Annotated in this window: 24 protein-coding genes and 1 tRNA gene; 16 read left to right on the top strand and 9 right to left on the bottom strand. The window is 70.8% G+C overall.

What is annotated here, in order from left to right; genetic code table 11:
* Nucleotides 1-175: 175 nt before the first annotated feature.
* Nucleotides 176-1567: an NAD(P)/FAD-dependent oxidoreductase gene (locus ACZ4E1_RS33175; RefSeq protein WP_467546507.1), complete on the top strand. Its 1392-nt coding sequence runs from the start codon at nucleotides 176-178 to the stop codon at nucleotides 1565-1567.
* Nucleotides 1568-1785: 218 nt separating this feature from the next.
* Nucleotides 1786-3084: a class I SAM-dependent methyltransferase gene (locus ACZ4E1_RS33180; RefSeq protein WP_467546508.1), complete on the top strand. Its 1299-nt coding sequence runs from the start codon at nucleotides 1786-1788 to the stop codon at nucleotides 3082-3084.
* Between the two features lie 69 nt (nucleotides 3085-3153).
* Here the strand turns inward: ACZ4E1_RS33180 and ACZ4E1_RS33185 are convergent, their stop codons facing one another.
* Both ACZ4E1_RS33185 and ACZ4E1_RS33190 read right to left on the bottom strand, forming a co-directional pair.
* The gene (locus ACZ4E1_RS33185) at nucleotides 3154-5685 is read right to left on the bottom strand and encodes an ABC transporter permease (protein ID WP_467546510.1); all 2532 of its coding nucleotides are present in this window, start codon (nucleotides 5683-5685) and stop codon (nucleotides 3154-3156) included.
* A 53-nt stretch (nucleotides 5686-5738) separates the two neighbouring features.
* A complete protein-coding gene (locus ACZ4E1_RS33190; RefSeq protein ID WP_467546512.1) occupies nucleotides 5739-6509 on the bottom strand; it encodes an ABC transporter ATP-binding protein in 771 nt (256 codons plus the stop codon).
* Between the two features lie 399 nt (nucleotides 6510-6908).
* Here ACZ4E1_RS33190 and ACZ4E1_RS33195 point away from each other — a divergent pair.
* A tRNA-Leu gene (locus ACZ4E1_RS33195) sits at nucleotides 6909-6992 on the top strand.
* A 175-nt stretch (nucleotides 6993-7167) separates the two neighbouring features.
* Nucleotides 7168-8064, top strand: coding sequence for a Bax inhibitor-1/YccA family protein (locus ACZ4E1_RS33200; RefSeq protein ID WP_467546514.1), 897 nt, complete (start codon nucleotides 7168-7170; stop codon nucleotides 8062-8064).
* Between the two features lie 71 nt (nucleotides 8065-8135).
* Here the strand turns inward: ACZ4E1_RS33200 and ACZ4E1_RS33205 are convergent, their stop codons facing one another.
* Nucleotides 8136-8366 carry a DUF4287 domain-containing protein gene (locus ACZ4E1_RS33205; protein WP_467546516.1) on the bottom strand — a complete coding sequence of 77 codons (231 nt, stop codon included), beginning with the start codon at nucleotides 8364-8366 and terminating at the stop codon, nucleotides 8136-8138.
* 87 nt (nucleotides 8367-8453) lie between these two features.
* Here ACZ4E1_RS33205 and ACZ4E1_RS33210 point away from each other — a divergent pair, with 87 nt between their 5' ends.
* Complete coding sequence (locus tag ACZ4E1_RS33210; RefSeq protein WP_467546518.1) at nucleotides 8454-8777, top strand: hypothetical protein; 324 nt, start codon at nucleotides 8454-8456, stop codon at nucleotides 8775-8777.
* A gap of 216 nt (nucleotides 8778-8993) precedes the next feature.
* Here ACZ4E1_RS33210 and ACZ4E1_RS33215 read toward each other — a convergent pair whose 3' ends face one another.
* The 3 genes from ACZ4E1_RS33215 to ACZ4E1_RS33225 all read right to left on the bottom strand — a co-directional run bounded on the left by ACZ4E1_RS33215 (nucleotide 8994) and on the right by ACZ4E1_RS33225 (nucleotide 12684).
* Nucleotides 8994-9803, bottom strand: coding sequence for a hypothetical protein (locus tag ACZ4E1_RS33215; RefSeq protein WP_467546594.1), 810 nt, complete (start codon nucleotides 9801-9803; stop codon nucleotides 8994-8996).
* A 257-nt stretch (nucleotides 9804-10060) separates the two neighbouring features.
* On the bottom strand, nucleotides 10061-11281 hold the full coding sequence (locus tag ACZ4E1_RS33220) for an acetyl-CoA C-acetyltransferase (RefSeq protein ID WP_467546520.1): 1221 nt from the start codon (nucleotides 11279-11281) through the stop codon (nucleotides 10061-10063).
* Between the two features lie 353 nt (nucleotides 11282-11634).
* Complete coding sequence (locus ACZ4E1_RS33225) at nucleotides 11635-12684, bottom strand: SGNH/GDSL hydrolase family protein (protein WP_467546522.1); 1050 nt, start codon at nucleotides 12682-12684, stop codon at nucleotides 11635-11637.
* Between the two features lie 150 nt (nucleotides 12685-12834).
* Here ACZ4E1_RS33225 and ACZ4E1_RS33230 point away from each other — a divergent pair, with 150 nt between their 5' ends.
* From ACZ4E1_RS33230 to ACZ4E1_RS33245, 4 genes are all read left to right on the top strand, one after another.
* Nucleotides 12835-14226 carry a cystathionine beta-synthase gene (locus tag ACZ4E1_RS33230; protein WP_467546524.1) on the top strand — a complete coding sequence of 464 codons (1392 nt, stop codon included), beginning with the start codon at nucleotides 12835-12837 and terminating at the stop codon, nucleotides 14224-14226.
* A gap of 173 nt (nucleotides 14227-14399) precedes the next feature.
* The gene (locus ACZ4E1_RS33235) at nucleotides 14400-14918 is read left to right on the top strand and encodes a RipA family octameric membrane protein (RefSeq protein ID WP_467546526.1); all 519 of its coding nucleotides are present in this window, start codon (nucleotides 14400-14402) and stop codon (nucleotides 14916-14918) included.
* A 73-nt stretch (nucleotides 14919-14991) separates the two neighbouring features.
* The gene (locus tag ACZ4E1_RS33240; protein ID WP_467546528.1) at nucleotides 14992-15495 is read left to right on the top strand and encodes a hypothetical protein; all 504 of its coding nucleotides are present in this window, start codon (nucleotides 14992-14994) and stop codon (nucleotides 15493-15495) included.
* Between the two features lie 102 nt (nucleotides 15496-15597).
* Entirely contained in the window at nucleotides 15598-17088 is a 1491-nt protein-coding gene (locus ACZ4E1_RS33245; protein ID WP_467546530.1) for a hypothetical protein, read from the top strand.
* A gap of 305 nt (nucleotides 17089-17393) precedes the next feature.
* On the opposite strand, the gene ACZ4E1_RS33250 is transcribed toward ACZ4E1_RS33245, so the two are convergent.
* Nucleotides 17394-18254 (bottom strand): MurR/RpiR family transcriptional regulator, encoded by an 861-nt coding sequence (locus tag ACZ4E1_RS33250; RefSeq protein WP_467546531.1) that lies wholly within the window; start codon nucleotides 18252-18254, stop codon nucleotides 17394-17396.
* 195 nt (nucleotides 18255-18449) lie between these two features.
* Here ACZ4E1_RS33250 and ACZ4E1_RS33255 point away from each other — a divergent pair, with 195 nt between their 5' ends.
* The 6 genes from ACZ4E1_RS33255 to ACZ4E1_RS33280 all read left to right on the top strand — a co-directional run bounded on the left by ACZ4E1_RS33255 (nucleotide 18450) and on the right by ACZ4E1_RS33280 (nucleotide 23353).
* The gene (locus tag ACZ4E1_RS33255; protein WP_467546596.1) at nucleotides 18450-18857 is read left to right on the top strand and encodes a hypothetical protein; all 408 of its coding nucleotides are present in this window, start codon (nucleotides 18450-18452) and stop codon (nucleotides 18855-18857) included.
* Between the two features lie 19 nt (nucleotides 18858-18876).
* Complete coding sequence (locus ACZ4E1_RS33260) at nucleotides 18877-20178, top strand: hypothetical protein (protein WP_467546533.1); 1302 nt, start codon at nucleotides 18877-18879, stop codon at nucleotides 20176-20178.
* Between the two features lie 65 nt (nucleotides 20179-20243).
* Entirely contained in the window at nucleotides 20244-20741 is a 498-nt protein-coding gene (locus ACZ4E1_RS33265) for a hypothetical protein (RefSeq protein WP_467546535.1), read from the top strand.
* Between the two features lie 50 nt (nucleotides 20742-20791).
* Nucleotides 20792-21289, top strand: a complete 498-nt coding sequence (locus ACZ4E1_RS33270; RefSeq protein WP_467546537.1) for a hypothetical protein — start codon at nucleotides 20792-20794, stop codon at nucleotides 21287-21289.
* Between the two features lie 128 nt (nucleotides 21290-21417).
* Nucleotides 21418-22833, top strand: a complete 1416-nt coding sequence (locus ACZ4E1_RS33275) for a purine-cytosine permease family protein (RefSeq protein ID WP_467546539.1) — start codon at nucleotides 21418-21420, stop codon at nucleotides 22831-22833.
* Nucleotides 22834-22906: 73 nt separating this feature from the next.
* Entirely contained in the window at nucleotides 22907-23353 is a 447-nt protein-coding gene (locus ACZ4E1_RS33280; RefSeq protein ID WP_467546541.1) for a hypothetical protein, read from the top strand.
* Between the two features lie 60 nt (nucleotides 23354-23413).
* Here the strand turns inward: ACZ4E1_RS33280 and ACZ4E1_RS33285 are convergent, their stop codons facing one another.
* Nucleotides 23414-24175 carry an SDR family oxidoreductase gene (locus ACZ4E1_RS33285; RefSeq protein ID WP_467546542.1) on the bottom strand — a complete coding sequence of 254 codons (762 nt, stop codon included), beginning with the start codon at nucleotides 24173-24175 and terminating at the stop codon, nucleotides 23414-23416.
* A gap of 138 nt (nucleotides 24176-24313) precedes the next feature.
* Between ACZ4E1_RS33285 and ACZ4E1_RS33290 the strand changes: the two genes are divergently transcribed.
* A complete protein-coding gene (locus ACZ4E1_RS33290) occupies nucleotides 24314-25174 on the top strand; it encodes a helix-turn-helix transcriptional regulator (RefSeq protein WP_467546544.1) in 861 nt (286 codons plus the stop codon).
* Nucleotides 25175-25184: 10 nt separating this feature from the next.
* Here the strand turns inward: ACZ4E1_RS33290 and ACZ4E1_RS33295 are convergent, their stop codons facing one another.
* Nucleotides 25185-25559, bottom strand: coding sequence for a roadblock/LC7 domain-containing protein (locus ACZ4E1_RS33295; protein WP_467546546.1), 375 nt, complete (start codon nucleotides 25557-25559; stop codon nucleotides 25185-25187).
* Nucleotides 25560-25588: the final 29 nt, after the last annotated feature.

The raw sequence follows: 25588 nt of genomic DNA on the forward strand, positions 1-25588 counted from the left end.
TGGGGGGCTCACCGTGGCTGCTCAAAGGGGGTGAGCAACGACCGGCGGCACCCCGTGGTTCCCCTCGGGGACCATGACATGGGTCACGTGGGCGGCGCAGTGTAGCAGAGCCCCCACCCAACCTTGTGAAGGGGCGCACGAGCGACCCCCTCCAGTCGGGTGGATACTCGATGGCATGAGCACCACGGAGCGTCCCAGGATCCTCATTGTCGGGGGTGGGTACGTAGGCCTGTACGCAGCGCGTCGCATCCTCAAGAAGATGCGATACGCGGAAGCGACCGTCACGGTCGTCGACCCGCGCTCGTACATGACGTACCAGCCCTTCCTCCCCGAGACCGCCGCCGGCAGCATCTCGCCGCGCAATGTCGTCGTCCCGCTGCGACGCGCTGTGCCGGGCGCCGAGATTCTCACCGGCCGCGTGACCAACATCGACCAGGACCGCAAGGTCGCCACGGTCTCGCCGCTCGTCGGTGAGGCGTACGAGGTGCCCTTCGACTACCTGGTGATCGCGCTCGGCGCGGTCTCCCGCACCTTCCCGACCCCCGGCCTCGCCGAGCAGGGCATCGGCATGAAGGGCGTCGAGGAGGCCATCGGCCTGCGCAACCACGTGCTCGAGCAGCTCGACAAGGCCGAGTCCACGACGGACGAGGAGATCCGCCGCAAGGCGCTCACCTTCGTCTTCGTCGGCGGTGGCTTCGCGGGCGCCGAGACGATCGGTGAGGTCGAGGACCTGGCGCGCGACGCGGCCAAGTTCTACAAGAACGTGAAGCGCGAGGACATGCGCTTCGTGCTCGTCGACGCCGCCGACAAGGTGCTCCCGGAGGTCGGTCCCGACCTGGGCACCTACGGCCGCAAGCACCTGGAGTCCCGCGGCATCGAGGTCTACCTGAAGACCACCATGCCCTCCTGCGTCGACGGCCACGTCGTGCTGAGCAACGGCCTCGAGGTCGACGCCAACACGATCGTGTGGACCGCCGGTGTGAAGCCGAACCCGGCGCTGGCCCGCTTCGGCCTGCCGCTCGGCCCCCGCGGCCACGTCGACACCCAGGCGACCCTCCAGGTCCAGGGCAGCGACTACATCTGGGCCGCGGGCGACAACGCCCAGGTTCCGGACCTCGTCGGCCGCAAGGCGGGCAACGAGAACGCCTGGTGCCCGCCGAACGCGCAGCACGCCATGCGCCAGGCCAAGGTCCTCGGCGACAACGTGGTCTCCGGCATGCGGGGCTTCCCGCAGAAGGAGTACAGCCACAGCAACAAGGGCGCCGTCGCGGGTCTCGGCCTGCACAAGGGCGTCGCGATGATCGTCATGGGCAAGATGAAGATCAAGCTCAAGGGCCGTCTCGCCTGGTACATGCACCGTGGCTACCACGGTCTGGCCATGCCGACCTGGAACCGCAAGATCCGGGTGATCGCCGAGTGGACGATCAACATGTTCCAGAAGCGCGACATCACCGCCCTGGGCGCCCTCGAGACCCCGCGCGAGGAGTTCTACGAGGCCGCCAAGCCGGCCCCGGCTCCCGCCAAGGCCGAGGAGAAGAAGGTCGAGGAGAAGGCCAAGGCCTCCTGACCCGCCGGTAGTTCACGCCCGAAGGGGTCGTCCGCCATCCGTGGTGCGGGCGGCCCCTTCGGGCGTTTTCGCACCGGTTTACATGGCGGCTACATGCATTTTGCTCATCCGTGACGCGGAGACGGGACTGCCGTACCGGGTACGTGGTGTTTACGTAAGTGCCGGACCGTACAGCTCGGTCCGTTCCGGGAACCCCCCGCTTCACGGAGGTGTGCGCCATGCAGGACGCCGCACAGCGGCTGAAGAACCTCGCCGAAAAGCTCATCGGCGCCGAACTCCCGGTGCGGCTGCGCGCCTGGGACGGCTCGGAAGCCGGGCCCCCGGACGCCCCCGTCCTCGCCGTACGCCATCGCCGCGCCCTGCGCCGCCTGCTGTGGAAGCCGGGCGAGCTGGGCCTCGCCCGCGCCTGGGTGGCCGGCGACCTCGACGTCGAGGGCGACCTGTACGAGCTGCTCGACGCCCTGTCCGACCTCATCTGGGAGCGCCCCGAGGACGAGCGCCGCAGCCTCGCCGAGGCCCTCAAGGACCCCGCCGTGCGCTCCGCCGTCGCCGAGCTCGTCAAGCTCGCCGGACCGTTCCCGCCGCCCGCGCCGCCCGCCGAGGAGATGCGCTCCACCGGCCGCCTCCACCGGCACACCAAGGGCAGCGACAAGAAGGCCATCAGCCACCACTACGACGTCGGCAACGACTTCTACTCCCTCGTCCTCGGCCCCTCCATGGTCTACTCCTGCGCCTACTGGGAGAGCCCGGACGCCACCCTGGAGGACGCCCAGCGCGACAAGCTCGAACTCGTCTCCCGCAAGCTCGGCCTGAAGCCCGGCATGCGCCTTCTCGACGTCGGCTGCGGCTGGGGCTCCATGGCGATCCACGCCGCCCGCGAGCACGGCGTCACCGTCGTCGGCGTCACCCTCTCCCAGGAGCAGGCCGCCTACGCCAGGAAGCGCGTCGCCGACGAGGGCCTCACCGACCGCGTCGAGATCCGCGTCCAGGACTATCGCGACGTGCGGGACGGCCCGTACGACGCCATCTCCTCCGTCGGCATGGCCGAGCACGTCGGCGCCGAGCGCTATCTGGAGTACGCCCAGGACCTGTACGCGCTGCTCAAGCCCGGCGGGCGGCTGCTCAACCACCAGATCGCGCGCAGACCCCAGCTCGACGAATCGGCGTACTCCGTCGACGAGTTCATCGACGCCTACGTCTTCCCCGACGGGGAACTCGCCCCGGTCGGCACCACCACCGGCCTCCTGGAACGCGCCGGGTTCGAGGTGCGCGACATCGAGGCCATCCGCGAGCACTACGCCCTCACCCTGCGCCAGTGGGTGCGCAACCTGGAGGCCCACTGGTCCGAGGCCCAGAAGCTGGTCAGCCCCGGCCGCGCCCGCGTCTGGCGGCTCTACATGGCCGCGTGCGCCCTGAGCTTCGAGCGCAACCGCATCGGCGTCAACCAGATCCTCGCTGTGAAGACCCCGGACGCCGGGGCGTCGGGGATGCCGCTGCGGGCCCGCACCTGGAACTAGCCGCGGACACGGAAGGGGGCGCCCGGTGACCTCGTCACCGGGCGCCCCCTTCGCGTAACCCCTCCCGTACTACTCCGACTTGATGGCCGTCAGCATGTTCAGGCGGGCGGCGCGGCGGGCCGGCCACAGGGCCGCGAGGATGCCCACCACCGCGGCCAGCGCGAGGAAGATCCCCATCCGGCCCCAGGGCAGCACCAGCGCGTACGTCGACATGCTGTTGCCGATCAGCTGTCCGGCGGCCCAGCCGAAGAACACGCCCAGGCCGATGCCGAGCACCCCGCCGAACAGGGAGATCACCAGGGACTCCAGGCGGACCATGCGCTTGATGCCCTTGCGGTCGATGCCGATCGCGCGGAGCATCCCGATCTCCTGCTGACGCTCGAAGACCGACATGGCGAGGGTGTTGATGACACCGAGGACGGCGACGATCACCGCCATCGCGAGCAGGCCGTAGAGCATGTTCAGCATCAGCGTGAACATCTGCGCGATCTCGTTGGACAGGTCCTGGCGGTCCTGGATCTTCACCGCCGGGTTCTCGCCGAGCGCCTTCGTCAGCTTGTCCTTGGTGGCGTCGGACGGGCCGCCGGCCGTCTTCAGCATCACCTGCATGTCCGAGGCGCCGTCACTCATGTGCGGGTTCAGCGTCGGGGCGTCGAGCATGATGCCCCGGATCATCTCGTTGCCCTCGTAGACACCCGCGACCGTCAGGCGCTGCTTCTTGCCGTCCTCGTAGGCTACGGAGAACGTCGAACCGGCCTTCCAGCCGTGGTCCTTGGCCGTCTTGTCGTCGACGACGGCGTCCGTGCCGCCGACCGTGAACCGGCCGTCCCGCACGGGCAGGTCCGCCAGCTTCGTGATCGTGCGGCCGTCGACCCCCGTCAGGTACTCGGTGGTGCCGTCGATCCGGGACGGGGAGTTCGACAGACCGCTGGTCGCGGTGACGCCGTCCGTCTTCGACAGCGTCTTCAGGACGTCGGGGGACAGGAAGTTCCCGTTCGCCATGGAGACCACGTAGTCGGCCTTCAGGGAGTCCGCGGCCATCTTGTCGATCGCCGACTGGACGCTGCCCGCGATGACCGTGAGGCCCGTGATCAGGGTCAGCCCGATCATCAGCGCCGAGGCGGTCGCGGCCGTACGGCGCGGATTGCGCACCGAGTTGAGGCGGGCCAGCTTGCCGGAGATGCCGAACACGCGCAGCGCCGGGGCCGCCGCCGCGATCAGCGGACGGGACAGCAGCGGCGTCAGGATGAAGACACCGATGACGAGGAGTCCGGCGCCGGCGCCCATCGGGAGCTGACCGGAGTCGCCGCTCATCGTCGTCGCGGCCAGCACCGCCGTGACACCGGCGGCCGAGACCAGCGCGCCCAGCGTGTTGCGCAGGACCAGGGACTTTGCGGTCGGGGCGGCGTGCACCGCGTTCATCGCGGCGACCGGCGGGATCTTCGCGGCGCGGCGGCCCGGCAGCCACGCGGCCAGCATCGTGATCACGACACCGACGAGCAGCGAGGCGACGACCGTGCCGACCGACACGACCAGCGGGCCGTCCGGGATGATCGCGCCGGTCCTGCCCATGAGGGAGCGCATGCCCGCGCCGATGCCGATGCCGACGACGAGACCGGTCACCGCGGCGGCCGCGCCCACGAAGAACGCCTCGATCAGCACCGAGCGCGTCACCTGCCGGCGCGAGGCGCCGACCGCGCGCATCAGCGCCAGCTCCTTGGTGCGCTGGGCGACCAGCATCGTGAACGTGTTGGCGATGATGAAGATGCCGACGAACAGGGCGATGCCCGCGAACACCAGCAGCATCGTCTTCATCGAGCTCATCGACGAGGAGATGGCCTCGGCCTGGTCGTCGGCGAGCTGCCGCGCCGTGTCGGTGTGCACGGCGGCGCCGTCCAGCGCCTTGTCGACGTTCCGCTTCAGCTGCTCCTGGCCGGTGCCCGCGGCGGCCTTCACGTCGATCTCGTCGTACGCGCCCGGCTTGTGGAAGAGCTGCTGCGCGGTCGCCGTGTCGAACAGGGCGAGCGAGCCGCCGGCCGCGACGTTGCCGTCGTCGGTGGTGAAGACGCCGGTCAGGGTCGGGGTCAGGACGGGGCCGTCGACGGACATGCGGACCTGGTCGCCGACCTTGTAGCCGGCGCGCTTCGCGGTCTCGGCGTCGAGGGCGACCTGGTTCGCGCCGTGCGGGGCCTTGCCGGACGTGAAGGGGTACCGGGCGTCGTCGTCGCCCCAGTAGTTGCCGCCCTGGGTGGAGAAGCCGTTGCCGACGAGCCTGCCGTCCTGGTCGGCGACGGCCGCGTACCCGCTGACCACGCCGTACGCGGAGGCGGCGCCCGGCACCCGCTCGGCCTTCTTCAGGGTGGCGTCGGTGAGCTTCACCGGCTTGCCGACCTGGTCGCCCTTCGCGGCGGTCGCGCCGGGCGTGAGGGCGACGTCGACATGGTCGAAGCCCTTGGCGGAGCTCTTCTCCAGGGCCCCGGAGATGGTGTTGGTGAAGACGAGGGTGCCGGAGACGAAGGCGACGCCGAGCATGACGGCCAGCACGGTCATCATCAGGCGGGCCTTGTGCGCGAGCACGCTGCGCAGGCTTGTACGGAACATGGGTTCGGGTCAGTCCTGGGTTCGGCGGGACGGGATCGGGGCGCGGCCCGCGGTCAGCTGGTGCGGCCCTTGGCGTCGAAACGCTTCATGCGGTCCAGGACCGTGTCGGCGGTCGGGGCGGCCATCTCGTCGACGATGCGGCCGTCGGCCAGGAAGATCACGCGGTCCGCGTACGCCGCGGCGACCGGGTCGTGGGTGACCATGACGACGGTCTGGCCGAGCTCGCGCACCGAGTTGCGCAGGAAGCCGAGGACCTCCGCGCCGGAGCGCGAGTCGAGGTTTCCGGTGGGCTCGTCGCCGAAGATGATGTCGGGCTTGGAGGCGAGCGCGCGGGCCACGGCGACGCGCTGCTGCTGGCCGCCGGAGAGCTGCGCGGGCCGGTGCCCGAGGCGGCCGGACAGGCCCACCATCTGGATCACGTTCTCCACCCACGCCTTGTCGGGCTTGCGGCCCGCGATGTCCATGGGGAGCGTGATGTTCTCCAGCGCCGTCAGCGTCGGCAGCAGGTTGAACGCCTGGAAGATGAAGCCGATCTTGTCCCGGCGCAGCTTGGTGAGCTGCTTGTCCTTGAGGGAGCCGAGCTCGGTGTCGCCGATGCGGACCGAACCGGACGAGAAGGTGTCCAGACCGGCGACGCAGTGCATCAGCGTCGACTTGCCGGAGCCGGACGGGCCCATGATCGCGGTGAACTCGGCCTGCCGGAACTCGACGGAGACCCGGTCGAGCGCGACCACCTGGGTCTCGCCCTGTCCGTAGACCTTGCTCAGATCCGTGGCGCGGGCGGCCGCTGTCACGGTCCGGTCGGCGAGAGAGATGGTGGTCACGGAGGGTGCTCCTGTCGGTACGGGGAACTGCCTGCTGGGTACCGTTCCATCGTCTCGGCGGAACACCGGCCGGAAGTCAGCCGCTGCTCCCGTTCCCGGGGGCGACTGGAGTCGGACCGCGGGGCCCGGGGTCATACCTGGGGATGACCCGGAACCCTGAGCCGCCGGGCGGAGCCGCACCCGGCCGCGCCCCTGAGGTGAAATTCCGTCAATCCACGTGGACGCGCACCTGCGGCGGGAAGGGCGTGTGGCAAGTGCGGATGGCGTCTGTCAGGGGCCGATGCAGGGGCTGATGCACCCTCAGACCTCAATAAAATAAGACAACATCGCGAGGGAGCCCCGCCGGCCGGGGGAGGCCGCCGGATAGGCTCGGAAGGTCGACGCGGAGCCCCACAGCCTGCCCGGATGGTGGAATGCAGACACGGCGAGCTTAAACCTCGCTGCCCCTTCGCGGGCGTACCGGTTCAAGTCCGGTTCCGGGCACCTCCTCCCCCTCTCACCACCGGTCACGCTGTGTTCCCGGCCGGGGAACACAGGGGTGCTCCGGGGCGTTCCTCACAACAGACTGGGAAAGATCCTCCCTGAGCACTAGGGTCGGATCTTTGCCAGCCCATTACTCTTGTGGGAAGGCCATACACGGTGGCCATGGAGGAGTGAGATGAGGAGCAGCAACCCGGTCTTCTCGCGACGGGGGTTCAGCCGCGACAACGGCTATGCGCAGTTCGACGCGCGGCAGTCGCAGGCCGGGGGACCCGCGGTCGGGACGCAGGCCAATCCGTACGGCCAGGCCCCCGCCGGCAACCCGTACGCGCAGAACCCCTACGCCCAGCAGGACCTGCAGTACGGCGCTCCGCAGGCGCCCGCCACCACCGGCCGTATGACCATGGACGACGTCGTCGTCCGTACGGCCACCACGCTCGGCACGCTGATCGTGACCGCCGCGCTCGCCTGGGCGCTGCTGCCGGTCGACGCGGAGAACATCGGCACGTCGCGCGGCATCGCGATCGGCGCCGGCCTCGTCGCGATGGTCCTGGGCTTCGTCCAGGCCTTCAAGCGCAAGGCGTCGCCGCCGCTCATCCTGGCGTACGCGGCCCTCGAGGGCGTGTTCCTCGGCGTCGTCTCCAGCATCGTCGACAACTGGATCGCGGACGGCGCGGCCATGCAGGCCGTCATCGGCACCATGTCCGTCTTCGCGGCGGTCCTGATCGCCTACAAGGCCGGCTGGATCCGCGTGAACCGCCGCTTCTACGGCTTCGTCATGGCCGCGGCGATGGGCTTCATCCTGCTGATGGCGGTGAACCTGCTGTTCGCCGTGTTCGGCGGCGGTGACGGTCTCGGCTTCCGCAGCGGCGGCCTCGGCATCCTGTTCGGCATCGTCGGCATCCTGCTCGGCGCGTGCTTCCTGGCCCTGGACTTCAAGCAGGTCGAGGACGGGATCGCGTACGGCGCGCCCAAGGAAGAGGCGTGGCTCGCCGCGTTCGGTCTGACCATGACGCTGGTCTGGATCTACATGGAGTTCCTGCGGCTCATCGCGATCCTGCAGGGCAACGACTGACGATCGTGAACCGTCGAAGGACCCGCGCACCTCAGGTGCGCGGGTCCTTTTGTCGGTGAGGGGGTGGGGGGTCAGCCGAAGCGGCGTGCGGCACGCCGCAGGTCGTATTCGTGGATGAGCGCCTTGGCGTGACCGTGTGAGAGGTTGTGCTCCCCGCGCAGCCAGTTCACCTTCTCTTCGAAACGAAGGAAGCTCGGGCCGTTCTCTACGGTGTCCATCCAGTCGGCGACTTCACGACCGGTGCATTCGGGGATGCGGGCGATCAGATTGCGGTGGGTCTCCTCGGAGAAGACTTGGGACATCGGCGCCTCCGGAACGCTTCGATGTAGCCGGGTCTTGAGGCAACCGTGCCCGAGCGCCGCCCGCTTGTAAACAGCTACAGTCGCGGCGTGCTTGATACGACGCCGTTGACCTCAGCAGTGGATCACTTCGCCGACCGGCTCCGGGCGGCGCCGCAGAGCCGGTTGCAGCGGGGCGCCGCCGCGCAGGCGCTGGAGCTGGCCAGGGAGCTTTCCGGGTGGGCCCAGCGGCTGGAGGGGGCGGGGGCCTCCGGCGGTTCGGCGGTTCGGGAGATGCCGGACGCGGGGATGTTCGCGGCGGCCGATCAGGTGACCGTGGCGGGGCGGGACCTGGCGGTTGTCCTCCGGACGGAGCGGGAGGTCGGGGAGGCGGTCGATCTGGTGGCCGCGGCGATGAAGCGGGCCGGGGTTTAGGGGTTCGTCGTCGGGTGCGGGCCCGGTGGGGGCTGGTCGCGCAGTTCCCCGCGCCCCTGAAATGCAGACCCTTCGGGTCGCATTTCCCCGATGAGGCGCAGCCTCGTCAGGGGCGCGGGGAACTGCGCGAGAAGCCCCACCGGCCGGTGGTCGAGATCCGGGCGGCGGAGCTACGGCGCGTGGTCGGCTCACACCGGAGCCGCAGGCGAGATGGGCTCAGGCCGACGCTATGACGCGGTCCGCGAGGATGTAGACGCTGTCGGGGCCGCATTCGAAGGTGAGGGCGTAGGCGCCGGAGACGCCGGAGCCGCCCAGGAGGAACGGGGTGCGGCCGTCACGGAGGGCGGCGGCGAGCTGTTCGGCGGTCTCGCGGTGGCCCGGGGTCATGCACAGCGTCGTGCCGTCGGCGAAGACGTAGACGTCGAGCGTGCCGAGCGGACCCGGGCGGACGTCGGAGAGGGCCGTGCGGGCCTGGGCCAGCTCTTCGAGACAGGCCACCGTGCGCTCGTGGTCGCCGGAAATCGGGGACTGCACGGGCACGAAGTCGGGGTGCGAGGGGTGCCGGCGGCGCGCGGCGGTCAGCTCGGGCGATTCCCCGGCGAACTCGTCGTCGCCCTCCAGGGCCGGCTCGACCGGTTCGAGCGCGGGCTCGATGATCGGCTCGAGGCCCGCGAAGTCGGCCTGGCGCGGCAGGTACAGCTCGTCGCCCAGGGCGCCGGCGCCGCCGGTCAGGAACGGCGGCAGATCCGAGGTGTCCCGCGCCTCCTGCGCGGCCCAGAACGCCCGCGCCTCCGCCAGCTCGCGCTCCCGCTCCTCGGCGAGGGCGTCGGCGACGGCGGTGCGTATCGCCTCGGTGTCGGGAGTCGTGCGTGCCGACGGGACACCGGGGTGCGTGGTCGCGGCCCGGCCGCGGGCCAGCTCGTCCTGGAGCTCCGCGATCTGCCGGCGCAGGCCACGGACGCTGTGCAGGGTGGTGGCGCCGACGGCCGTGGCAGCGGCCGTGGCGAGCAGCAGGGCAAAGGGGATGGCGCTCACTAGACGTACTCCCGGTTTCAAGTCGACCCCCGACTTACTACATCAGCTTGAAGCCTGGACGAACCACCTGTCAGTGCATTACGTCACGAACAGGACGGGTCTTTTGTCCGGTTGTTTAGCGCCCATAGGGCCTGGGTACGGGGCTGACCTGCGAAAACCTTCTCCCCCGAGACGCATGTCACATCCTGGGGGAGATTGGATCACGATTCCGCAGCCGGTTTTCGCCGGTCGCCCCGGGCCGGATCGGGTCAGCTCAGGCGCTCGATGACCATCGCCATGCCCTGGCCGCCGCCCACGCACATCGTCTCCAGGCCGAACTGCTTGTCGTGGAACTGGAGGCTGTTGATCAGCGTGCCGGTGATGCGGGCGCCGGTCATGCCGAAGGGGTGGCCGACGGCGATGGCGCCACCGTTCACGTTCAGCTTGTCCTCGTCGATGCCCAGGTCGCGGGCGGACGGGATGACCTGCGCGGCGAAGGCCTCGTTGATCTCGAACAGGTCGATGTCCGAGACGGACAGGCCGGCCAGCTTGAGCGCGCGCTTGGACGCCTCGACCGGGCCGAGGCCCATGATCTCGGGGGACAGGCCGGAGACGCCGGTGGAGACGACGCGGGCCAGCGGGGTCAGGCCGAGCTCGCGGGCCTTCGTGTCGGACATGATCACGAGGGCGGCGGCGCCGTCGTTCAGCGGGCAGCAGTTGGCGGCCGTGACCAGGCCGTCGGGGCGGAAGACGGGCTTGAGGCCCGAGACGCCCTCCAGCGTGACGCCGGCGCGCGGGCCGTCGTCGGCGGAGACGACGGTGCCGTCGGGGGTGGTGACCGGGGTGATCTCGCGGGCCCAGAAGCCGTTCTTGATGGCTTCCTCGGCGCGGTTCTGCGAGCGGACGCCGAACGCGTCCATGTCCGCGCGGGTCACGCCCTTGAGGCGGGCCAGGTTCTCGGCGGTCTGGCCCATCGCGATGTACGCGTCCGGGACCAGGCCGTCCTCGCGCGGGTCGTGCCAGGAGGTGTTCTCCTGCGCGGCGACCTCGGCGGTGCGGGCCTCGGCTTCGGCGAACAGCGGGTTGTGCGTGTCCGGGAGCGAGTCCGAGTTGCCCTTGACGAAGCGGGACACCATCTCGACACCGGCCGAGATGAAGACGTCGCCCTCGCCGGCCTTGATCGCGTGCAGCGCCATGCGGGTCGTCTGCAGGGAGCTGGAGCAGTAGCGGGTGATGGTGCAGCCCGGGAGGTGGTCCATGCCCATCTGGACGGCGACGATGCGGCCCAGGTTGTTGCCCTGCTCGCCGCCGGGGAGGCCGCAGCCGAGCATGAGGTCGTCGATGTCGCGCGGGTCCAGCTCGGGGACCTTGGCGAGGGCCGCCTGGACGATCGTGGCGGTCAGGTCGTCGGGGCGCAGGTCCTTCAGGGAGCCCTTGAAGGCGCGGCCGATGGGGGAGCGGGCGGCTGAGACGATCACTGCTTCGGGCATCACGGCTCCAGAGGGTTCGTTGACCTTTTCAGGCGGGACCGTCTGGGAAGTTACCTGTACGTACAGCTCGGGTCACCGGGCTGGCCGTGTGACTCCCGCCGCATTTTTCTAAGCGCTTGCTCAGGACTCCGTCGGTCGGGCCGTGTAGGGGTGCCCTGGAGGCCGGGCGCGGACCCATCGCCCCGTAAGGGGCGCGGGGCCGTATCGATCTGCGGCTCCGCCGCGTGGGCGCGACCAGGCGCGACGCTCGTGTCACGCGGCGACGAGCCCGCAGGCCCTCTTGCGTTGCCCCCCGGGGCTCCGCCCCGGACCCCGCTCCTCAATCGCCGGAGGGGCTTGTTTTGGGACGCTCCTCAATCGCCGGAGGGGCTGGATGTGCCGGGGCCTGTCTTGGCCGGGACCGGGTCCTGCGTAGGGACACGATGGCGGCGGCGGCGCTTCAGGAGGGCCCAGGGACCGCGAGGTCCCGTGGGCATCACGGCCGTGACCTCCGTACCGCCCTCCTCGACCGCCTTCGCCGCGGCCCGGGCCACCGGAAGGAAGCCCTCCGCGCGGGACACGTCCGGGCGCTCCTCCTCGGGCCACAGGCCCAGCGTGGCGCACAGCGTGGGCAGGATCGCCATCGCGGCCGTCTGATAGCCCTCCGCCGAGGGGTGGTAGTTGTCCGGGCCGAACAGCTCGCGCGGGTTCGCCGCGAACTCGGGGCCCAGCAGGTCGCCGAGCGAGACCGTCCGCCCGCCCTGCTCCACCGTGCCGATCGTCTGCGCCGCCGCCAGCTGCCGCGAGGCCCGCCGGGCCACCCAGCGCAGCGGCTGCTGCACCGGCTCCACCGAGCCGAGATCGGGGCACGTGCCGACGACGACCTCCGCCCCGGCCGTCCGCAGCCGTCGTACGCCCGCCGACAGATGCCGTACGGACTTCGTGGCCGGAATGCGATGGGTGACGTCGTTCGCGCCGATCATGATCACGCAGACGTCCGGCTGCCAGCCGGGATCGGAGAGGATCAGCGCGACCTGGCGGTCCAGATCGTCGGACATCGCGCCGGGCAGCGCCACGTTCCGCAGCTCCACCGCACGCTCCGCGACCGCCGCGAGCCCCGAGGCCAGCAGCGCCCCCGGCGTCTGCCGCGCCCGGTGCACGCCCTGCCCCGCGGCCGTGGAGTCGCCGAGCATCGCGAACCGCAGCGGCTCCTCGCCCGCGGGCGAGGCCGCGTACGCCCTGCCGTACAGCCCGTCGGCCGAGGGCACGTGCACGGGATCCCCGTGGTTGCCCACCTGTCGCCGCGCCATCTGCACCTCGGCGAGAAGCACCCCGACCGTGGCCGCGCCCAGCAGTCCGATCCCGCCTCCGCCGTACGCCGCCCCGGCGGCGATCCGCCGTGCCACCCTCGCCCTGCTCGACATGTTCCGCACCCACCTGCCTCTCTCCTGCGGATTACGGCTTCATGAACTCATTGCCCCGTAGACACGGTCTGCCAATCGCAACGGGAGATGAAGGGCCGGTCCGCGCAATACGCTGGCCACATCCCTTACACAGGACACCCGGAGAAAACCGTGCAGATCCACGACTCGATGATCAGCCTCGTCGGCAACACCCCGCTGGTGAGACTCAACAAGGTGACCGAGGGCATCCAGGCGACGGTCCTGGCCAAGGTCGAGTACTTCAACCCCGGCGGTTCCGTGAAGGACCGCATCGCGCTGCGCATGATCGAGGCGGCCGAACAGAGCGGGGAGCTGAAGCCCGGCGGCACCATCGTGGAGCCGACCAGCGGCAACACCGGGGTGGGGCTCGCCATCGTGGCCCAGCAGAAGGGGTACAAGTGCATCTTCGTGTGCCCCGACAAGGTGAGCACGGACAAGATCAACGTGCTGCGGGCGTACGGGGCCGAGGTCGTGGTCTGCCCGACCGCCGTGGACCCCGAGCACCCGGACTCGTACTACAACGTCTCCGACCGGCTGGTGCGCGAGACGCCGGGCGCCTGGAAGCCCGACCAGTACTCGAACCCGAACAACCCGCTGTCCCACTACCACTCGACCGGCCCTGAGCTGTGGGAGCAGACCGACGGGAAGATCACGCACTTCGTGGCGGGCGTCGGCACCGGCGGCACCATCTCCGGCACCGGCCGCTACCTGAAGGACGCCAGCGAGGGCCGGGTGCAGGTCGTCGGCGCCGACCCCGAGGGCTCCGTGTACTCGGGCGGCTCCGGGCGCCCGTACCTCGTCGAGGGCGTCGGTGAGGACTTCTGGCCGACCGCGTACGACCGCGAGGTCGCCGACGAGATCGTCCCGGTGTCCGACAAGGACTCCTTCCAGATGACGCGCCGGCTCGCCAAGGAGGAGGGCCTGCTCGTCGGCGGCTCCTGCGGCATGGCCGTCGTGGCCGCGCTGCGCGTCGCCGAGCGGCTCGGCCCGGACGACATCGTGGTCGTCCTGCTGCCGGACAGCGGCCGCGGCTACCTCAGCAAGATCTTCAACGACGAGTGGATGGCCGACTACGGCTTCCTGGAGGACACGGGCACCAGCGCCCGCGTCGGCGAGGTGCTCAAGGACAAGGACGGCGGCGCGCTGCCCGAGCTCGTCCACATGCACCCCGAGGAGACCGTCGGCGAGGCCATCGACGTGCTGCGCGAGTACGGCGTCTCGCAGATGCCGATCGTGAAGCCGGGCGCGGGCCACCCGGACGTCATGGCCGCCGAGGTCATCGGCTCGGTCGTGGAGCGCGAACTGCTCGACGCGCTGTTCACCAAGCGCGCCTCGCTCGACGACCCGCTGGAGAAGCACATGTCGGCGCCGCTGCCGCAGGTCGGCTCCGGCGAGCCGGTCGCGGACCTGATGAGCGTCCTCGGCACGGCGGACGCCGCGATCGTGCTGGTCGAGGGCAAGCCGACCGGCGTCGTGAGCCGCCAGGACCTCCTCGCCTTCCTGGCGAAGGGTGCCGTCAAGTAGGCGCCCCTCTCGTGATGACGGCGTGCGCGCCCCTGCGAGCGGCAGGGGTGCGCACGCCGCGCGGAGGTGGTGAACTCGGCCTCCTGCGCGGGGACTTACTTCCTGGCGGGCCGTCGCAGCGCCTATCTTCTCGGTGGGGCCGATGACCGCGACGACTACGGGGAGGCGTCGGAATGCTGCACTCCAGGGAGCCGCTGTGGAACGAGGGCGTCGACGCGGAGGGGTTCCGCGACGCCAAGGCCGCGTACCACGCGGCCGTTTTCGAACAGTACAAACTCTGCGTGGAGATGGCCGATCGGGTCAGCGCGCGACGGAACCTCGCCAACACCTTCTTCCTCACCCTCCACTCCGCCCTGCTCGCGTTCTTCGGCGCGTGGTTGTCCCAGACGCCGTACCCCGACATTCCGCCGGTGTTCGCCTGCGGCGCCCTGCTCGTGCTGCTGGGCATGTGTGCCACCTGGTGGTTCACCGTGCGCTCCTACCACCAGCTGAACAGAGGGAAGTTCGCCGTGATCGGGGCGCTGGAGGAGCGGCTGCCGGCCCGCACCTTCGTCTCCGCCGAGTGGCGGGCGCTCGGCGAGGGCCGTGACTGGCGGGTCTATCTGCCGCTGAACCAGGTCGAGCGATGGGTTCCCCTGCTCTTCGCCGTGTCCTACGTGCTCGGATTCGCCGGGGTCGTGGCCGGGCGGTGACCGGCGCCGGACCATGCCCCCGGGCGCCCGTTACAGTGACGGCCAACCGCACGGGACGGACGGGAGTCGACGCGTGATCACGGTCGCCATCACCGGTCACATGGACCTGGCCGAAGCGACGGCTGAGGCGGTGCGTTCCTCCCTGCGCGATGTCCTGGCCGGTCTGGGCGGCTCCGGACTGCTGGGGCGCTCCTGCCTGGCGCACGGCGCGGACACCCTCTTCGCCGAGGAAGTCCTGGCGCTCGGCGGCAGACTTTCGGTGATCATCCCCTCCAGGGACTACCGGGACGCCGTGGTCGCACCAGCGGACCGCGCGCGCTTCGACACGCTGTGCGAGGCCGCCGACGAGCTGCTGGTCATGCCGTACGAGCACGCCGGGCCCGATGCCTACGACGCGGCCAACGCCCGGCTGCTGCAAGGGGCGGACCGGCTCCTGGCGGTGTGGGACGGCAGTCCGCCCACGGGCCGGGGCGGTGGAACGGCGGACACCGTGTCCGCCGCACGCTCCGCGGGCCTGGCCGTCGACGTCGTATGGCCCCGGGGCGGGCGCCGGACCGGATCCGCCACCTCCGCCTGATGCGCGCCGACCGGCGCCGCGAGACCGGCATGCCGCAGGCGGTCACAGGGGAGGATCCCTCCTCGGACTCTGACCGATGGGCTGTGCCGAGGGGGCTTGGGCGTGGAAAGTCGTGCCGGTTTACTCCTGTCCGAAGCGCCCGGGCTGACCCTGGGTGATCTCCTTGCGCACCCTTTTGTGCCGTACCTCTCGGGGTTCTTGTCGATGTGCGCGCTGGAGGTGCTCATCGGTCCGCGCAGGCCGGGGGACTACAGGGCATCCGGTGTGATGGCCGGCGGGCTCCTTCTGCTCACCCTGGATGTCGAGCACGCCTATATCGCCGGACTGTTCGCCGGAAACGTGGTCATGCTGTTCCTGGCACCGAGAAGGAACCGGTCGCAGCTGTTCGGCCTTCTGCTCCAGTGGCTGATTCCGCTGCTCCTCGTGCTCGTGCTCGTGCGCATCGGCGTGCTGGCCGACGGGCTGGAGCCGTCGAGTGCGGGCCGCGGAATCTTCGTTCTCGTGATGTGCGTGTCCGTCATGCTCTGCTGCTGGGCCGTGCCCGCCGGGAGGAAGCTCCAGTGGTACGGATTCTGGCGATGGCGGCTGGAGTACGCCCCCGGCCTGCTGGAAGCGGACTGGCGCGACGTGAACCGGTATGCCCGCCACCCGGGTCAGTCACTCCGCTGGGGAATTCTGCTGTGGCTCGCAGGCTGGCCGCTCTGCGCGGCCTCGCTCGGGGGGTCGCTCTGGGCTTTCTATCTCTGTTTCGCGGAGAAGCAGGTCAGTACCCTGTTTCTGGCGAATGTGGGGATCTGTGTGTTCAACCTGTCCCGGCGGATGTTCCTGTTGGGGCGCAGGCATCTCAAGCCCGTGCTGCGGGCGGACGCGTCGTTCCGCCCCGGCTCGTACGTCTTTTATCTGCGGCCGTTCGGCGAGGATGTGCGACGCGCCAGGATCAGTCAGAACATGTACGACCGGATGCAGTTGCACGACCTGAGCAGCGAATTGATGTTCGCCATGCTGTCCAGTCGCGATGACGAAGAGTACATTGCCGCGGCACTGCGGCCCGTCGGTCCTCTGGTGGCGGTCGGCGGGCACGACGAGCGGATTCCCCGTGCCGGGGCCAGGCGCATGTATCTCCCGATGGAGTCCTGGCGGGACCCGGTCCGGGATCTGATGCAGGGGGCGCGGCTGGCCGTCCTCACGCTCGGGGAGACGGAAGGCACCATGTGGGAGCTCTCCCTGGCGATGCGGACGCTGCCTGCTCAGCGGCTTCTCCTGTTCGTCCCGGGAGAGATGAGCAATGCGGAGTACGCCAGGATCCGGAAGGCCAATCAGGAATCCCTTCGAGGGATTCCTCGTGCGGAATGGAATCCGCAGTGGCGAGGTGAGTTCCCTCCGGCCCTGCCCGCATATGAATCCGACTTCGATCCGTATTCCTCGATATCGGCCGTCATCGGCTTCGACGAAAACTGGCGGCCGTCCCTCACCCGAGTGAAGCGCGCCTGGCTGCCCGGGACGAATCTGTTCACCGGGCTCACCCCCGGCCTGCGCCCGAGTTTCACGCAGCTCGCCGTCCACGAGAGCAGGACACGTCGATACTGCGGCTGAGGGCGGGGGCATCGCGCCGGCCCGGATCCGCCCGCGGGTTCGTGCGATCGGTACGAGTGCGACACGTGCGCGCAGCACCCGCTTAACAACCGTCCGGCAGATTGGTGGATGTCGGCAGGGACGGGAGCGGCTCCCCGGAACGGTCGGCAGCGCAGCGGTGTCGAGGATTTTCCGGAGCGGCTCCCGGACTTCGCCGACGCCCAGGACGCCGGTCCGGCCTGACCGGACCGCGTCCCCCGCGGGGACCGCCGTCGTCCCGCCCTCCGTCACAGGGGGTGCGGCGGTCCCCGCGTACAGCTATTCGACTATTCGACGAAGAGGCCGCGCTCGGCCGCCCGGACGTCGAACTCCTCCAGGCGGGCCTGGGCCTGCGGCAGTGCGTCGCACATGGCTTCCAGGAGCACCCGGCCGAGCAGCATCGGGGCGCACGCCGTGTCGAAGGCGAGGCCGGTGCCGACGGCGGCGGGCAGGAGCAGGTCGGAGTGCTTGGCGACCGGGGCGAACGCGGAGTCGGCGACGGTGACGACCTGGAGGCCGACGGACTGCGCGTAGGCGAGGGCCTCGACGACCTCGCGCGGGTGGCGGGGCAGCGCGAAGCAGAGCAGGGTCGTGGCGCCGGCCCGCACCGCCGCGTCGATCCGGTCGACGAGCATGGTGCCGCCGTCGTCAAGGAGTCGGACGTCGGGGTGCACCTTCGCCGCGAAGTACGAGAACCCGTAGGCCTGGGAGGCCGCCGCGCGCAGACCGAGGACGGGCAGCGGGCGGGACGCGGCGAGCAGCCGGCCCGCCTCCTCGACCGGGGTGGGGTCGGCGAGCAGGCCCGCGAGGTGCCGCAGGTTGGCGATCTCGGCCTCGACGGCCTGCTGGTACTCGTTGATGTCGTCGGCCGCGGCCGGTTCCTGCGGGGCGACCTCGCGCAGGTGGCGGCGCAGGGCCGGATAGCCGTCGAAGCCGAGGGCGACGGCGAAGCGGGTCACCGAGGGCTGGCTGACGCCGGCCAGCTCGGCGAGCTCGACGGAGGACAGGAACGGCACGTCGCCGGCGCGGCGCACCATGCAGTGCGCGATGCGGCGCTGCGTGGGCGTGAGGCGGTGCCCCTCGAAGAGGCGCTGAAGGCGCTCGGCGGGGCTGTGCCCGCCCTCGCCGTTCATCGTCTGCTCGCTCATGTCTCCCCGTCGGTCCGCGGCCGTGCCGGGCGCCCGCCGGTCTATTCAGGACGCCCGATTGTGCATGATTCTATTCAACTCCTGGGGTGGGCGCCAGAGCGGAAGGGGCGCTGCCGATAGGGTGCCACGCGAGCTTCCGCGGTGCGCCAGGGGCGTGGGCGGGTGGATGAGAAGTGAAGAGACGACGGGGTGGCCATGGGGTCGGGCGGCGAGCAGACGCTGGCGAGTTCGGCGAGCGACAAGAAGCGCGCCGCGAAGTACCTGGAAGAGCATCTGATGCCGGACACCCGGTCCGCGTCCGCGATGGCGGACGGCGGCGGCTCGGTGCACCCGCCGTTCCTCGCCCCGCAGCCCGCGCAGGGGCCGCTGAGTCCGCTGATGAAGCAGGACACCGGGCTCAAGGGTCTGTCGGGCTGGGCCAGTGACCAGGGCGTCTCGGACGCGCTCGTCGTCTGGGAGGGGCAGGCGAACAAGCTGCTCGCCCGCCTGCAGGTGGAGCTGAGCGGCCTGCACGGCACCAAGAACCTCTTCAACACCACCGACACGGGCATCGGCAGCCAGGCGAACGGGATCCGCCCGCCCAGCAGCTTCGACGGAATGTGACGGGGACGGGGATCCGGCGATGACGCTGACCTATCAGGACGTGATGACGGTCGACCTCTCCTCGTTCACGGACGTGTCCGCGGCGTGGAAGAAGATGGGCGACCGCTTCGGCGAGCTGAAGACCGACTACGAGCAGCAGGTCCAGGGCGTGCTCGGCAACGGCAACTGGCAGGGCCTGGCCTACGGCACGCAGCAGCAGAACGCCTCGGCGACGGCCTTCGAGTTCGGGGCGGCCAAGGCGCAGGCGCAGGCCATCGCGAGTCTGCTGACCGACGCGCACACGGAGTTGACGCGCCTTCAGAAGGCCGTCAAGGACCTGGTGCACGACGCGGAGCAGAAGGACTACAAGGTCGACAGCTCCGGCAAGGCCACGTACGTCGGCTACGACAAGATGTCGGCCGACGAGAAGTACGCCCTGCACCACGACCCGGACTACCCGCAGCTGATGGCCGACGCGAAGACCAAGGCGAAGGGCTGGAGCGACGACATCGCCAAGGCCGTCCAGGCCGTCGACGACGCGGACCAGAGCGTGAAGCGGGCGCTGGCCCGGGCCACGGCCGACGGCAACATGGACGGGATCGGCTTCGGCGGGTTCAACGCGCATGCGAACGGCGACCTGAAGACGGCCGGCAAGCCCGAGCCCAAGGAAAAGCCGAAGACCGACGGCTGGGTGTCCGAGGGCGAGAGCGAGGCGTCGGGCCCCGGCGTCGGCACGGACGCGAGCGGCCCGAACATCGGCAAGGGCAAGCTCGCCGAGGCCGAGGCGCACGCCGACCTGGGCCGCGCCAAGGGGGAGGGTTCGCTCACCAACGGGCCGTTCAAGCTGTCCGGCGAGGCCGAGGCGTACGCGGGGGCCAAGGTCGGTGCGGAGGGCGGCATCACGCACGAGGGCGTCCAGGGCGAGGCCAAGGGCTTCGCGGGCGGTGAGGCGTCGGCGCTCGGGCGCGCCGACGCCGGTCCGGTCGGGGTCTATGGGCGCGGGGAGGTCATGGCGGGCGCCGAGGCGGGCGTCAACGCGGGCATCGGGCTCGAAGGAGTTCACGCGGGCGCGGAGGCCTTCGCCGGAGCGAAGGCCGGTGTCGGGGGCGGCGCCGACCTCGGCGGCATCGGAGCGGGCGCGACCGCCGAGGGCTGGGCCGGTATCGGCGCCGAGGCGGACGCCACGCTCGGCAAGGCCGAGGACGGCAAGTGGAAGATCGGGGCCAAGGTCGGTCTCGCCGTCGGGCTCGGCGGCGAGGTCGGCTTCGAGTTCACCGTCGACCCGGGCAAGGTGGGCGACACGGTCGGTGACATCGCCGACGGGATCGGGAGCCTGTTCTGACCCCGGCCCCGGGCGGTGGCCCGGGGCGTGCCCGAGCAAGCAGCAAGCAGCAAGGAGGGACCCGCATGGCCACGACCCTGCCCGTACCGATCGAGTTCGAGCTGCCCGACGGCTGGCACGCCGCGCCGCCGGACGCGGTCGGTGCGCCGGGCGCGGCGTTCGTCGCGCTGCACCCGGGGGCGGACGCCGGGTTCACCGCGAACATCGCCATCGACGGCGAGTACCGGCCGGACGACGCGCCGCTCGCCGCGCTCGCCGACGCGTCGGTGGCGCAACTGCGGGCGTCCGGCGCCCGGGTCGAGGTCGTCGAGCGGAGCGAGAAGGGGTCGGCGCAGGCGCCCGGGCTGCTCCAGGAACTGGCCGTCACGGCGGCCGTCTCCGGAGTGCTGCGCGAGCTCGTCCAGACACAGGTGTACCTGGGCATGCTCGATGTCGCCGACCCGCACCGGCGCGTCGTGATCCGTCTTGTGCTGACCGCGACCGAGGCTCAACACCCCACCGTGCTCGACGACTTCCAGGCGTTCGTCCGCTCGGTCCGCCCCGAGGGCGGAGGCGGAGCGTAGCCGTCCGGTCCGCCTTGCAGCCGCGAAGCGGCCTCTCGTAGGTTGGCGCCATGGGACTCTTCGACAAGCTGACCGGGACCAAGCGGCCCGAGGGCGGGGTCGCCGCGCGCCCCGCCGACCAGGTGCGGGCCGCGCTGCTCGGTCTGAACGGGGACGACGTCCCGTACGTCGTGCGCGACGGCCGGGCCGAGGGTGCCGACCTCGTGGCCGAGTGGCGGGTGCTGGAGCCGGCCTGGCGGACGTTCTTCGCGCGCACCCAGGTGAGCAGGGTCTACAAGGTGCACATGCGGCTGGTCCCGGAGAAGAACGAGGTCCGCACGCTGGATAAGCAGTTCGAGGTCCAGTGGGCCGGCGACGTCCCCCGGCTGAGCGTCTCGGCCGAGGCGCAGCGCGGCCAGGTGCGGACCATCTCCAAGCAGCGCACCCTGGGCGGCGGCGGAGCGGAGGAGACCTTCGGCTTCGACAGTGACGATCTGAAGAATCCTCTTCAGGAAGCGGTCCTGGCCTCGGGCTGGACCTGGCGCGGAGTGGTCACCGGCAAGCTCTGAGTGCCGCGTGGCCCGGCCGCGTCTCACCCTGTGGTCCCCGCCGGTGGATTCGGCGGGGATTTTCCTTGAACTATTGACAGAATATTCAGCCACCGTAACCCTGCATGGAGATATGCAGGAGGTGGGCCATGGCAGCCGTAGTGGAGAAGCACTCCATCGACGTCGTCCCCGACAGTGCGCGGCACGGACGCGCGTTCAGCCAGTTCACGCTCTGGCTCGGGGCCAATCTCCAGATCACGGCCGTCGTCACCGGCGCCCTCGCCGTCGTGTTCGGCGGTGACGTGGTCTGGTCCCTGATCGGGCTCGTGCTCGGCAACCTGCTCGGCGGCGCCGTCATGGCCCTGCACTCCGCGCAGGGACCCAAGCTGGGGCTGCCCCAGATGATCCAGTCGCGGGCCCAGTTCGGCGTCAAGGGCGCCGTCGTCCCGCTGCTGCTCGTCATCCTCATGTACGTCGGCTTCTTCGCCAGCGGCAGCGTCCTCGCCGGACAGGCCACCGCCCGCCTCACGCACACCGGCGACACCACGGGCATCATCATCTTCGCCCTGGTCACGGGCGTCATGGCCACCGTCGGCTACCGCATCATCCACGCCCTCGGCCGGGTCGCCAGCGTGGTCTGCGCCCTCGCCTTCCTCTTCCTCGGCGCGCGCCTCCTGGAGCGCACCGACCTCGGCGAGCTCCTCGGCAACGCCCACTTCTCGATGCCGATGTTCCTGCTCGCCGTCTCCCTGTCGGCGTCCTGGCAGCTCGCCTTCGGCCCGTACGTCGCCGACTACTCGCGCTACCTGCCGCGCTCGACGAGCGCCAAGGCCACCTTCTGGTGGACCCTGTCCGGCTCGGCGCTCGGCTCCCAGTGGTCGATGACCTTCGGCGTGTTCGTCGCCGCGAGCTCCGGCGGCGCGTTCCTCGACGACCAGGTCGGCTACGTGGTCTCGCTCGGCGGCGCCGGCCTCGTCGCCTCGTTCTTCTACTTCGTCATCGCGCTCGGCAAGCTCACCGTGAACGTCCTCAACACCTACGGCGGCTTCATGTCGATGGTGACCGGCGTCAGCGGCTTCCGGGGCCAGCGCGTCCTGTCGCAGCGCGGCCGGGCGCTCTACATCGCGGTCATCATGGTCGCGGGCACCGCCGTGGCGCTGGCCGGCAAGGACAGCTTCCTGTCCTCCTTCAAGGACTTCCTGCTGTTCCTGCTGACCTTCTTCACGCCCTGGTCGGCCATCAACCTCGTCGACTACTACCTGATCTCCAAGGAGCGCTACGACATCCCCGCGCTCTTCGACGCGAACGGACGCTACGGCGCCTGGCGCTGGGACGCCCTCGTCGTCTACGGCGCCGGCCTCCTCGCCCAGCTCCCGTTCCTGGCCACGCACTTCTACACCGGCCCGCTCGTCGAGCCGCTCGGCGGCGCCGACATCTCCTGGATCGTGGGCCTCGTCGTCCCGGCCGCCCTGTACTGGCTGCTGGCCCGCCGCGACACCTCCCACATCCCCGACTTCCCCGAGCCCCGCGCCGAGACCGCCCCGGACACCGCGGTCACCCGGTAGCGGATCCCCTAGGGGACAAGAGGGGGGCTAGCCCCAGTGTCCCGGGGGCGACGGGTCCGTAGCGTGGTGCGGTATGAGCGGAATGGATGCCCGCGCCCAGGAGCGCACCCGGGACGCCGAGCTGAAGAAGGAGCTCGACGCCACCTTGCACGCCCGCAGGGAACTCGGTGAGGAGTACGAGTCCGCGCTGGTGGACTCCTTCATCGGCAAGGTCGAGCAGCGGCTCGACTCCGTCGTCGACCGGAGGGTGCGCCGCACGATGGCCGAGCAGCAGATGACAGCGGCCCGCGGCGGCCCTGACCGGACCGGTGCGGAGAACTGGGGCGAGCGCTTCGGCTTCGTCATCGTCACCCTGGTCCTCGCGATCCCGCTGTCCGCGATCGCCGTCGCCAACGCCGGACTGCCGGGCCTGCTCATCGCCTGGGGCGGCATCGTCGGCGTCAACGCGGTGCACGCCGGTCATGTGTGGCCGCGCCGCCGCGACTCCGACGACCGCCAGGACTCCGACTGGGAGGGCTGAGGACCCACCCCGGCCCACCCCGGCCCACCCCGGCCCACCCCGGCCGACCCCGGCACGGGCTCAGGCCTGCCGGGTCGGGAGCACGATCGCCTGGCGCAGGTTCACCCGGCGCGGGCGGCTCGTCGTGTACGCGATCAGGTCGGCGATGTCCTGCGACGTGAGGCCGCTCAGCGCCTCGAACATGCTGTCCAGCTGCTGCGACAGCTCCGCGTTGTCGACGTGCGAGGCCAGCTCCGACTCGGTCAGGCCCGGCTCGATGTTGGTGACCCGCACGTCGCGCGGGCCCAGCTCGGTGCGCAGCGACTCCGACAGATAGGTCAGCGCGGCCTTCGTCGCCCCGTACACCGCGTAGTTCGGGAACGGCACGTGCGCGCCGATCGAGGAGATGTTCACGAGGTCCGCGGTGCCGCCCGCCTCCGCCGTCGCGATCAGGTCGGGGACGAACGCGCGGACGACGCGCAGCGCGCCCGCGACGTTCGTGTCGAGCATCTGCTGCCACTCGTCCACCCGGCCGTCGGTCACCGGGTTCGGCAGCATGACCCCCGCCGCGTTCACGACGAGGTCGACCCGCCCGTAGGCGGCGCGGACCCGCTCGGCCGCCGCGTCCACCGCCTCCTGGTCCGTGATATCGGTGGGCACGGCGAGCGCCTGCCCGCCGTCCGCGGTGATCTTCGCCGCCAGCTCGGTCAGCCGCTCGGCGCGCCGGGCGAGGAGCACCACCCGGGCGCCGTGCGCGGCGAGAAGGCGGGCGGTCGCGGCGCCCATGCCGCTGGCGGCGCCGGTGACGAGGGCGGTACGGCCGGAGAGGGCGGAGTACGTCATGGTGGGCTCCCGGGGTTGCGGTGATCGGCTGCGTTCGAGCACCACTGTGGGGGCCGCCGCGACGGCTACCCAGGGCTGAGCTGTTCCTGGGTCCGGCAGTACCAGGATGGGATCGCGCCGCATGCCTAGGATCGAGGCATGAGCGAAGCGGGGGAGTTGGGCGGGGTCGGAGAGTTCCTGCGGTCGCGGCGGGCGCGGGTGCGGCCCGAGGACGTGGGGCTCGCGACGCACGGCAGGCGCCGGGTGCCGGGGCTGCGCCGCGAGGAGGTGGCCCAGCTCGCCGGCGTCAGCGTCGACTACTACATCCGCCTGGAGCAGGGCCGCGGCACCGCCGTGTCGGACGCGGTGCTCGACGCCGTGGCCCGCGTGCTGCGCCTGGACGACACCGAGCGGGCCTATCTGCGCTCGGTGGCCCGGCCGGCCGGGAAGCAACGGGCCGTCCGCGACCCCGGGCAGCGGGTGCGGCCCGGCCTGCGGCTGCTGCTCGACACTGTCGACAAGGCGCCCGCGTTCGTCCTCGGCCGCCGCATGGACGTCCTGGCCTGGAACGCGCTGGGCGGAGCCGTCACCGGGTTCCCCCGGTGGGAGCCGGGCCGGCGCAACATGCTGCGGCACGTGTTCCTCGACCCGGCCGCCCGCGCCCTGTACCCGGAGTGGCCGGCGGTCGCCGCCGAGACCGTCGCGTACCTGAGGCTCGACGCGGGCCTGCACCCCGACGACCCCCGACTGGCCACGCTCGTCGGCGAGTTGTCCCTGGCGAGCGAGGACTTCCGGCGGCTGTGGGCCGACCACGAGGTGAAGGCGAAGACCTACGGGGTCAAACGCCTCGCCCACCCGGTCGCGGGCGAGCTCGAGCTGCCGTACGAGACGCTGACGGTGTCCGGCGAACCGGACCAGACGCTCGTCGTCTACACCCCGCACCCCGGCTCGGCGACGGAGGAGCGGCTGCGGCTGCTGGCCAGTTGGGCCGCGACCGGAGCCGCGTCCCCGCGCCCGTGAACCGGCTGGCTCAGACCTCCAGTTCGGCCTCGATCTTCTTCAGCTGGTGGCGGGCCATCGCCAGGTTGGCGCGCGAGGAGTCGAGCACCAGGTAGAGGAACAGCCCGTTGCCGCCGCGGCCCTTGAGCAGACGGATCAGGTGGTACTGGGTGCCGAGCGTGATCAGGATGTCCTCGATCTCGTCCTGGAGGCCGAGGTGCTCCATGGTGCGCAGCTTGGCGCGGACCACGTCGGTGTTGCCCGCGGCGGCGACCTCCAGGTCGAAGTCCTTGGAGCCGCCGGCGGTGCCGAGGGCCATGCCGCTCGTGTAGTCGACGAGCGCGGCGGCCGTCGCACCCTCGATGCTCGTGAGGGCGTCCTTGAGAGCGGTCTCGGTGTTGGCCATGGTGCGGGTCCTCTCGTGGTGGTGGTGTG

It is taken from the genome of Streptomyces sp. NPDC025806, assembly GCF_055558275.1.

Bases quoted from the DNA above. Each gene is read 5' to 3' on its own strand.
- ACZ4E1_RS33175 (WP_467546507.1), top strand. From the start codon at position 176: ATGAGCACCACGGAGCGTCCCAGGATCCTCATTGTCGGGGGTGGGTAC.
- ACZ4E1_RS33180 (WP_467546508.1), top strand. From the start codon at position 1,786: ATGCAGGACGCCGCACAGCGGCTGAAGAACCTCGCCGAAAAGCTCATC.
- ACZ4E1_RS33185 (WP_467546510.1), bottom strand. From the start codon at position 5,685: ATGTTCCGTACAAGCCTGCGCAGCGTGCTCGCGCACAAGGCCCGCCTG.
- ACZ4E1_RS33200 (WP_467546514.1), top strand. From the start codon at position 7,168: ATGAGGAGCAGCAACCCGGTCTTCTCGCGACGGGGGTTCAGCCGCGAC.
- ACZ4E1_RS33205 (WP_467546516.1), bottom strand. From the start codon at position 8,366: ATGTCCCAAGTCTTCTCCGAGGAGACCCACCGCAATCTGATCGCCCGC.
- ACZ4E1_RS33220 (WP_467546520.1), bottom strand. From the start codon at position 11,281: ATGCCCGAAGCAGTGATCGTCTCAGCCGCCCGCTCCCCCATCGGCCGC.
- ACZ4E1_RS33225 (WP_467546522.1), bottom strand. From the start codon at position 12,684: ATGTCGAGCAGGGCGAGGGTGGCACGGCGGATCGCCGCCGGGGCGGCG.
- ACZ4E1_RS33235 (WP_467546526.1), top strand. From the start codon at position 14,400: ATGCTGCACTCCAGGGAGCCGCTGTGGAACGAGGGCGTCGACGCGGAG.
- ACZ4E1_RS33250 (WP_467546531.1), bottom strand. From the start codon at position 18,254: ATGAGCGAGCAGACGATGAACGGCGAGGGCGGGCACAGCCCCGCCGAG.
- ACZ4E1_RS33255 (WP_467546596.1), top strand. From the start codon at position 18,450: ATGGGGTCGGGCGGCGAGCAGACGCTGGCGAGTTCGGCGAGCGACAAG.
- ACZ4E1_RS33260 (WP_467546533.1), top strand. From the start codon at position 18,877: ATGACGCTGACCTATCAGGACGTGATGACGGTCGACCTCTCCTCGTTC.
- ACZ4E1_RS33265 (WP_467546535.1), top strand. From the start codon at position 20,244: ATGGCCACGACCCTGCCCGTACCGATCGAGTTCGAGCTGCCCGACGGC.
- ACZ4E1_RS33270 (WP_467546537.1), top strand. From the start codon at position 20,792: ATGGGACTCTTCGACAAGCTGACCGGGACCAAGCGGCCCGAGGGCGGG.
- ACZ4E1_RS33275 (WP_467546539.1), top strand. From the start codon at position 21,418: ATGGCAGCCGTAGTGGAGAAGCACTCCATCGACGTCGTCCCCGACAGT.
- ACZ4E1_RS33280 (WP_467546541.1), top strand. From the start codon at position 22,907: ATGAGCGGAATGGATGCCCGCGCCCAGGAGCGCACCCGGGACGCCGAG.
- ACZ4E1_RS33285 (WP_467546542.1), bottom strand. From the start codon at position 24,175: ATGACGTACTCCGCCCTCTCCGGCCGTACCGCCCTCGTCACCGGCGCC.
- ACZ4E1_RS33290 (WP_467546544.1), top strand. From the start codon at position 24,314: ATGAGCGAAGCGGGGGAGTTGGGCGGGGTCGGAGAGTTCCTGCGGTCG.
- ACZ4E1_RS33295 (WP_467546546.1), bottom strand. From the start codon at position 25,559: ATGGCCAACACCGAGACCGCTCTCAAGGACGCCCTCACGAGCATCGAG.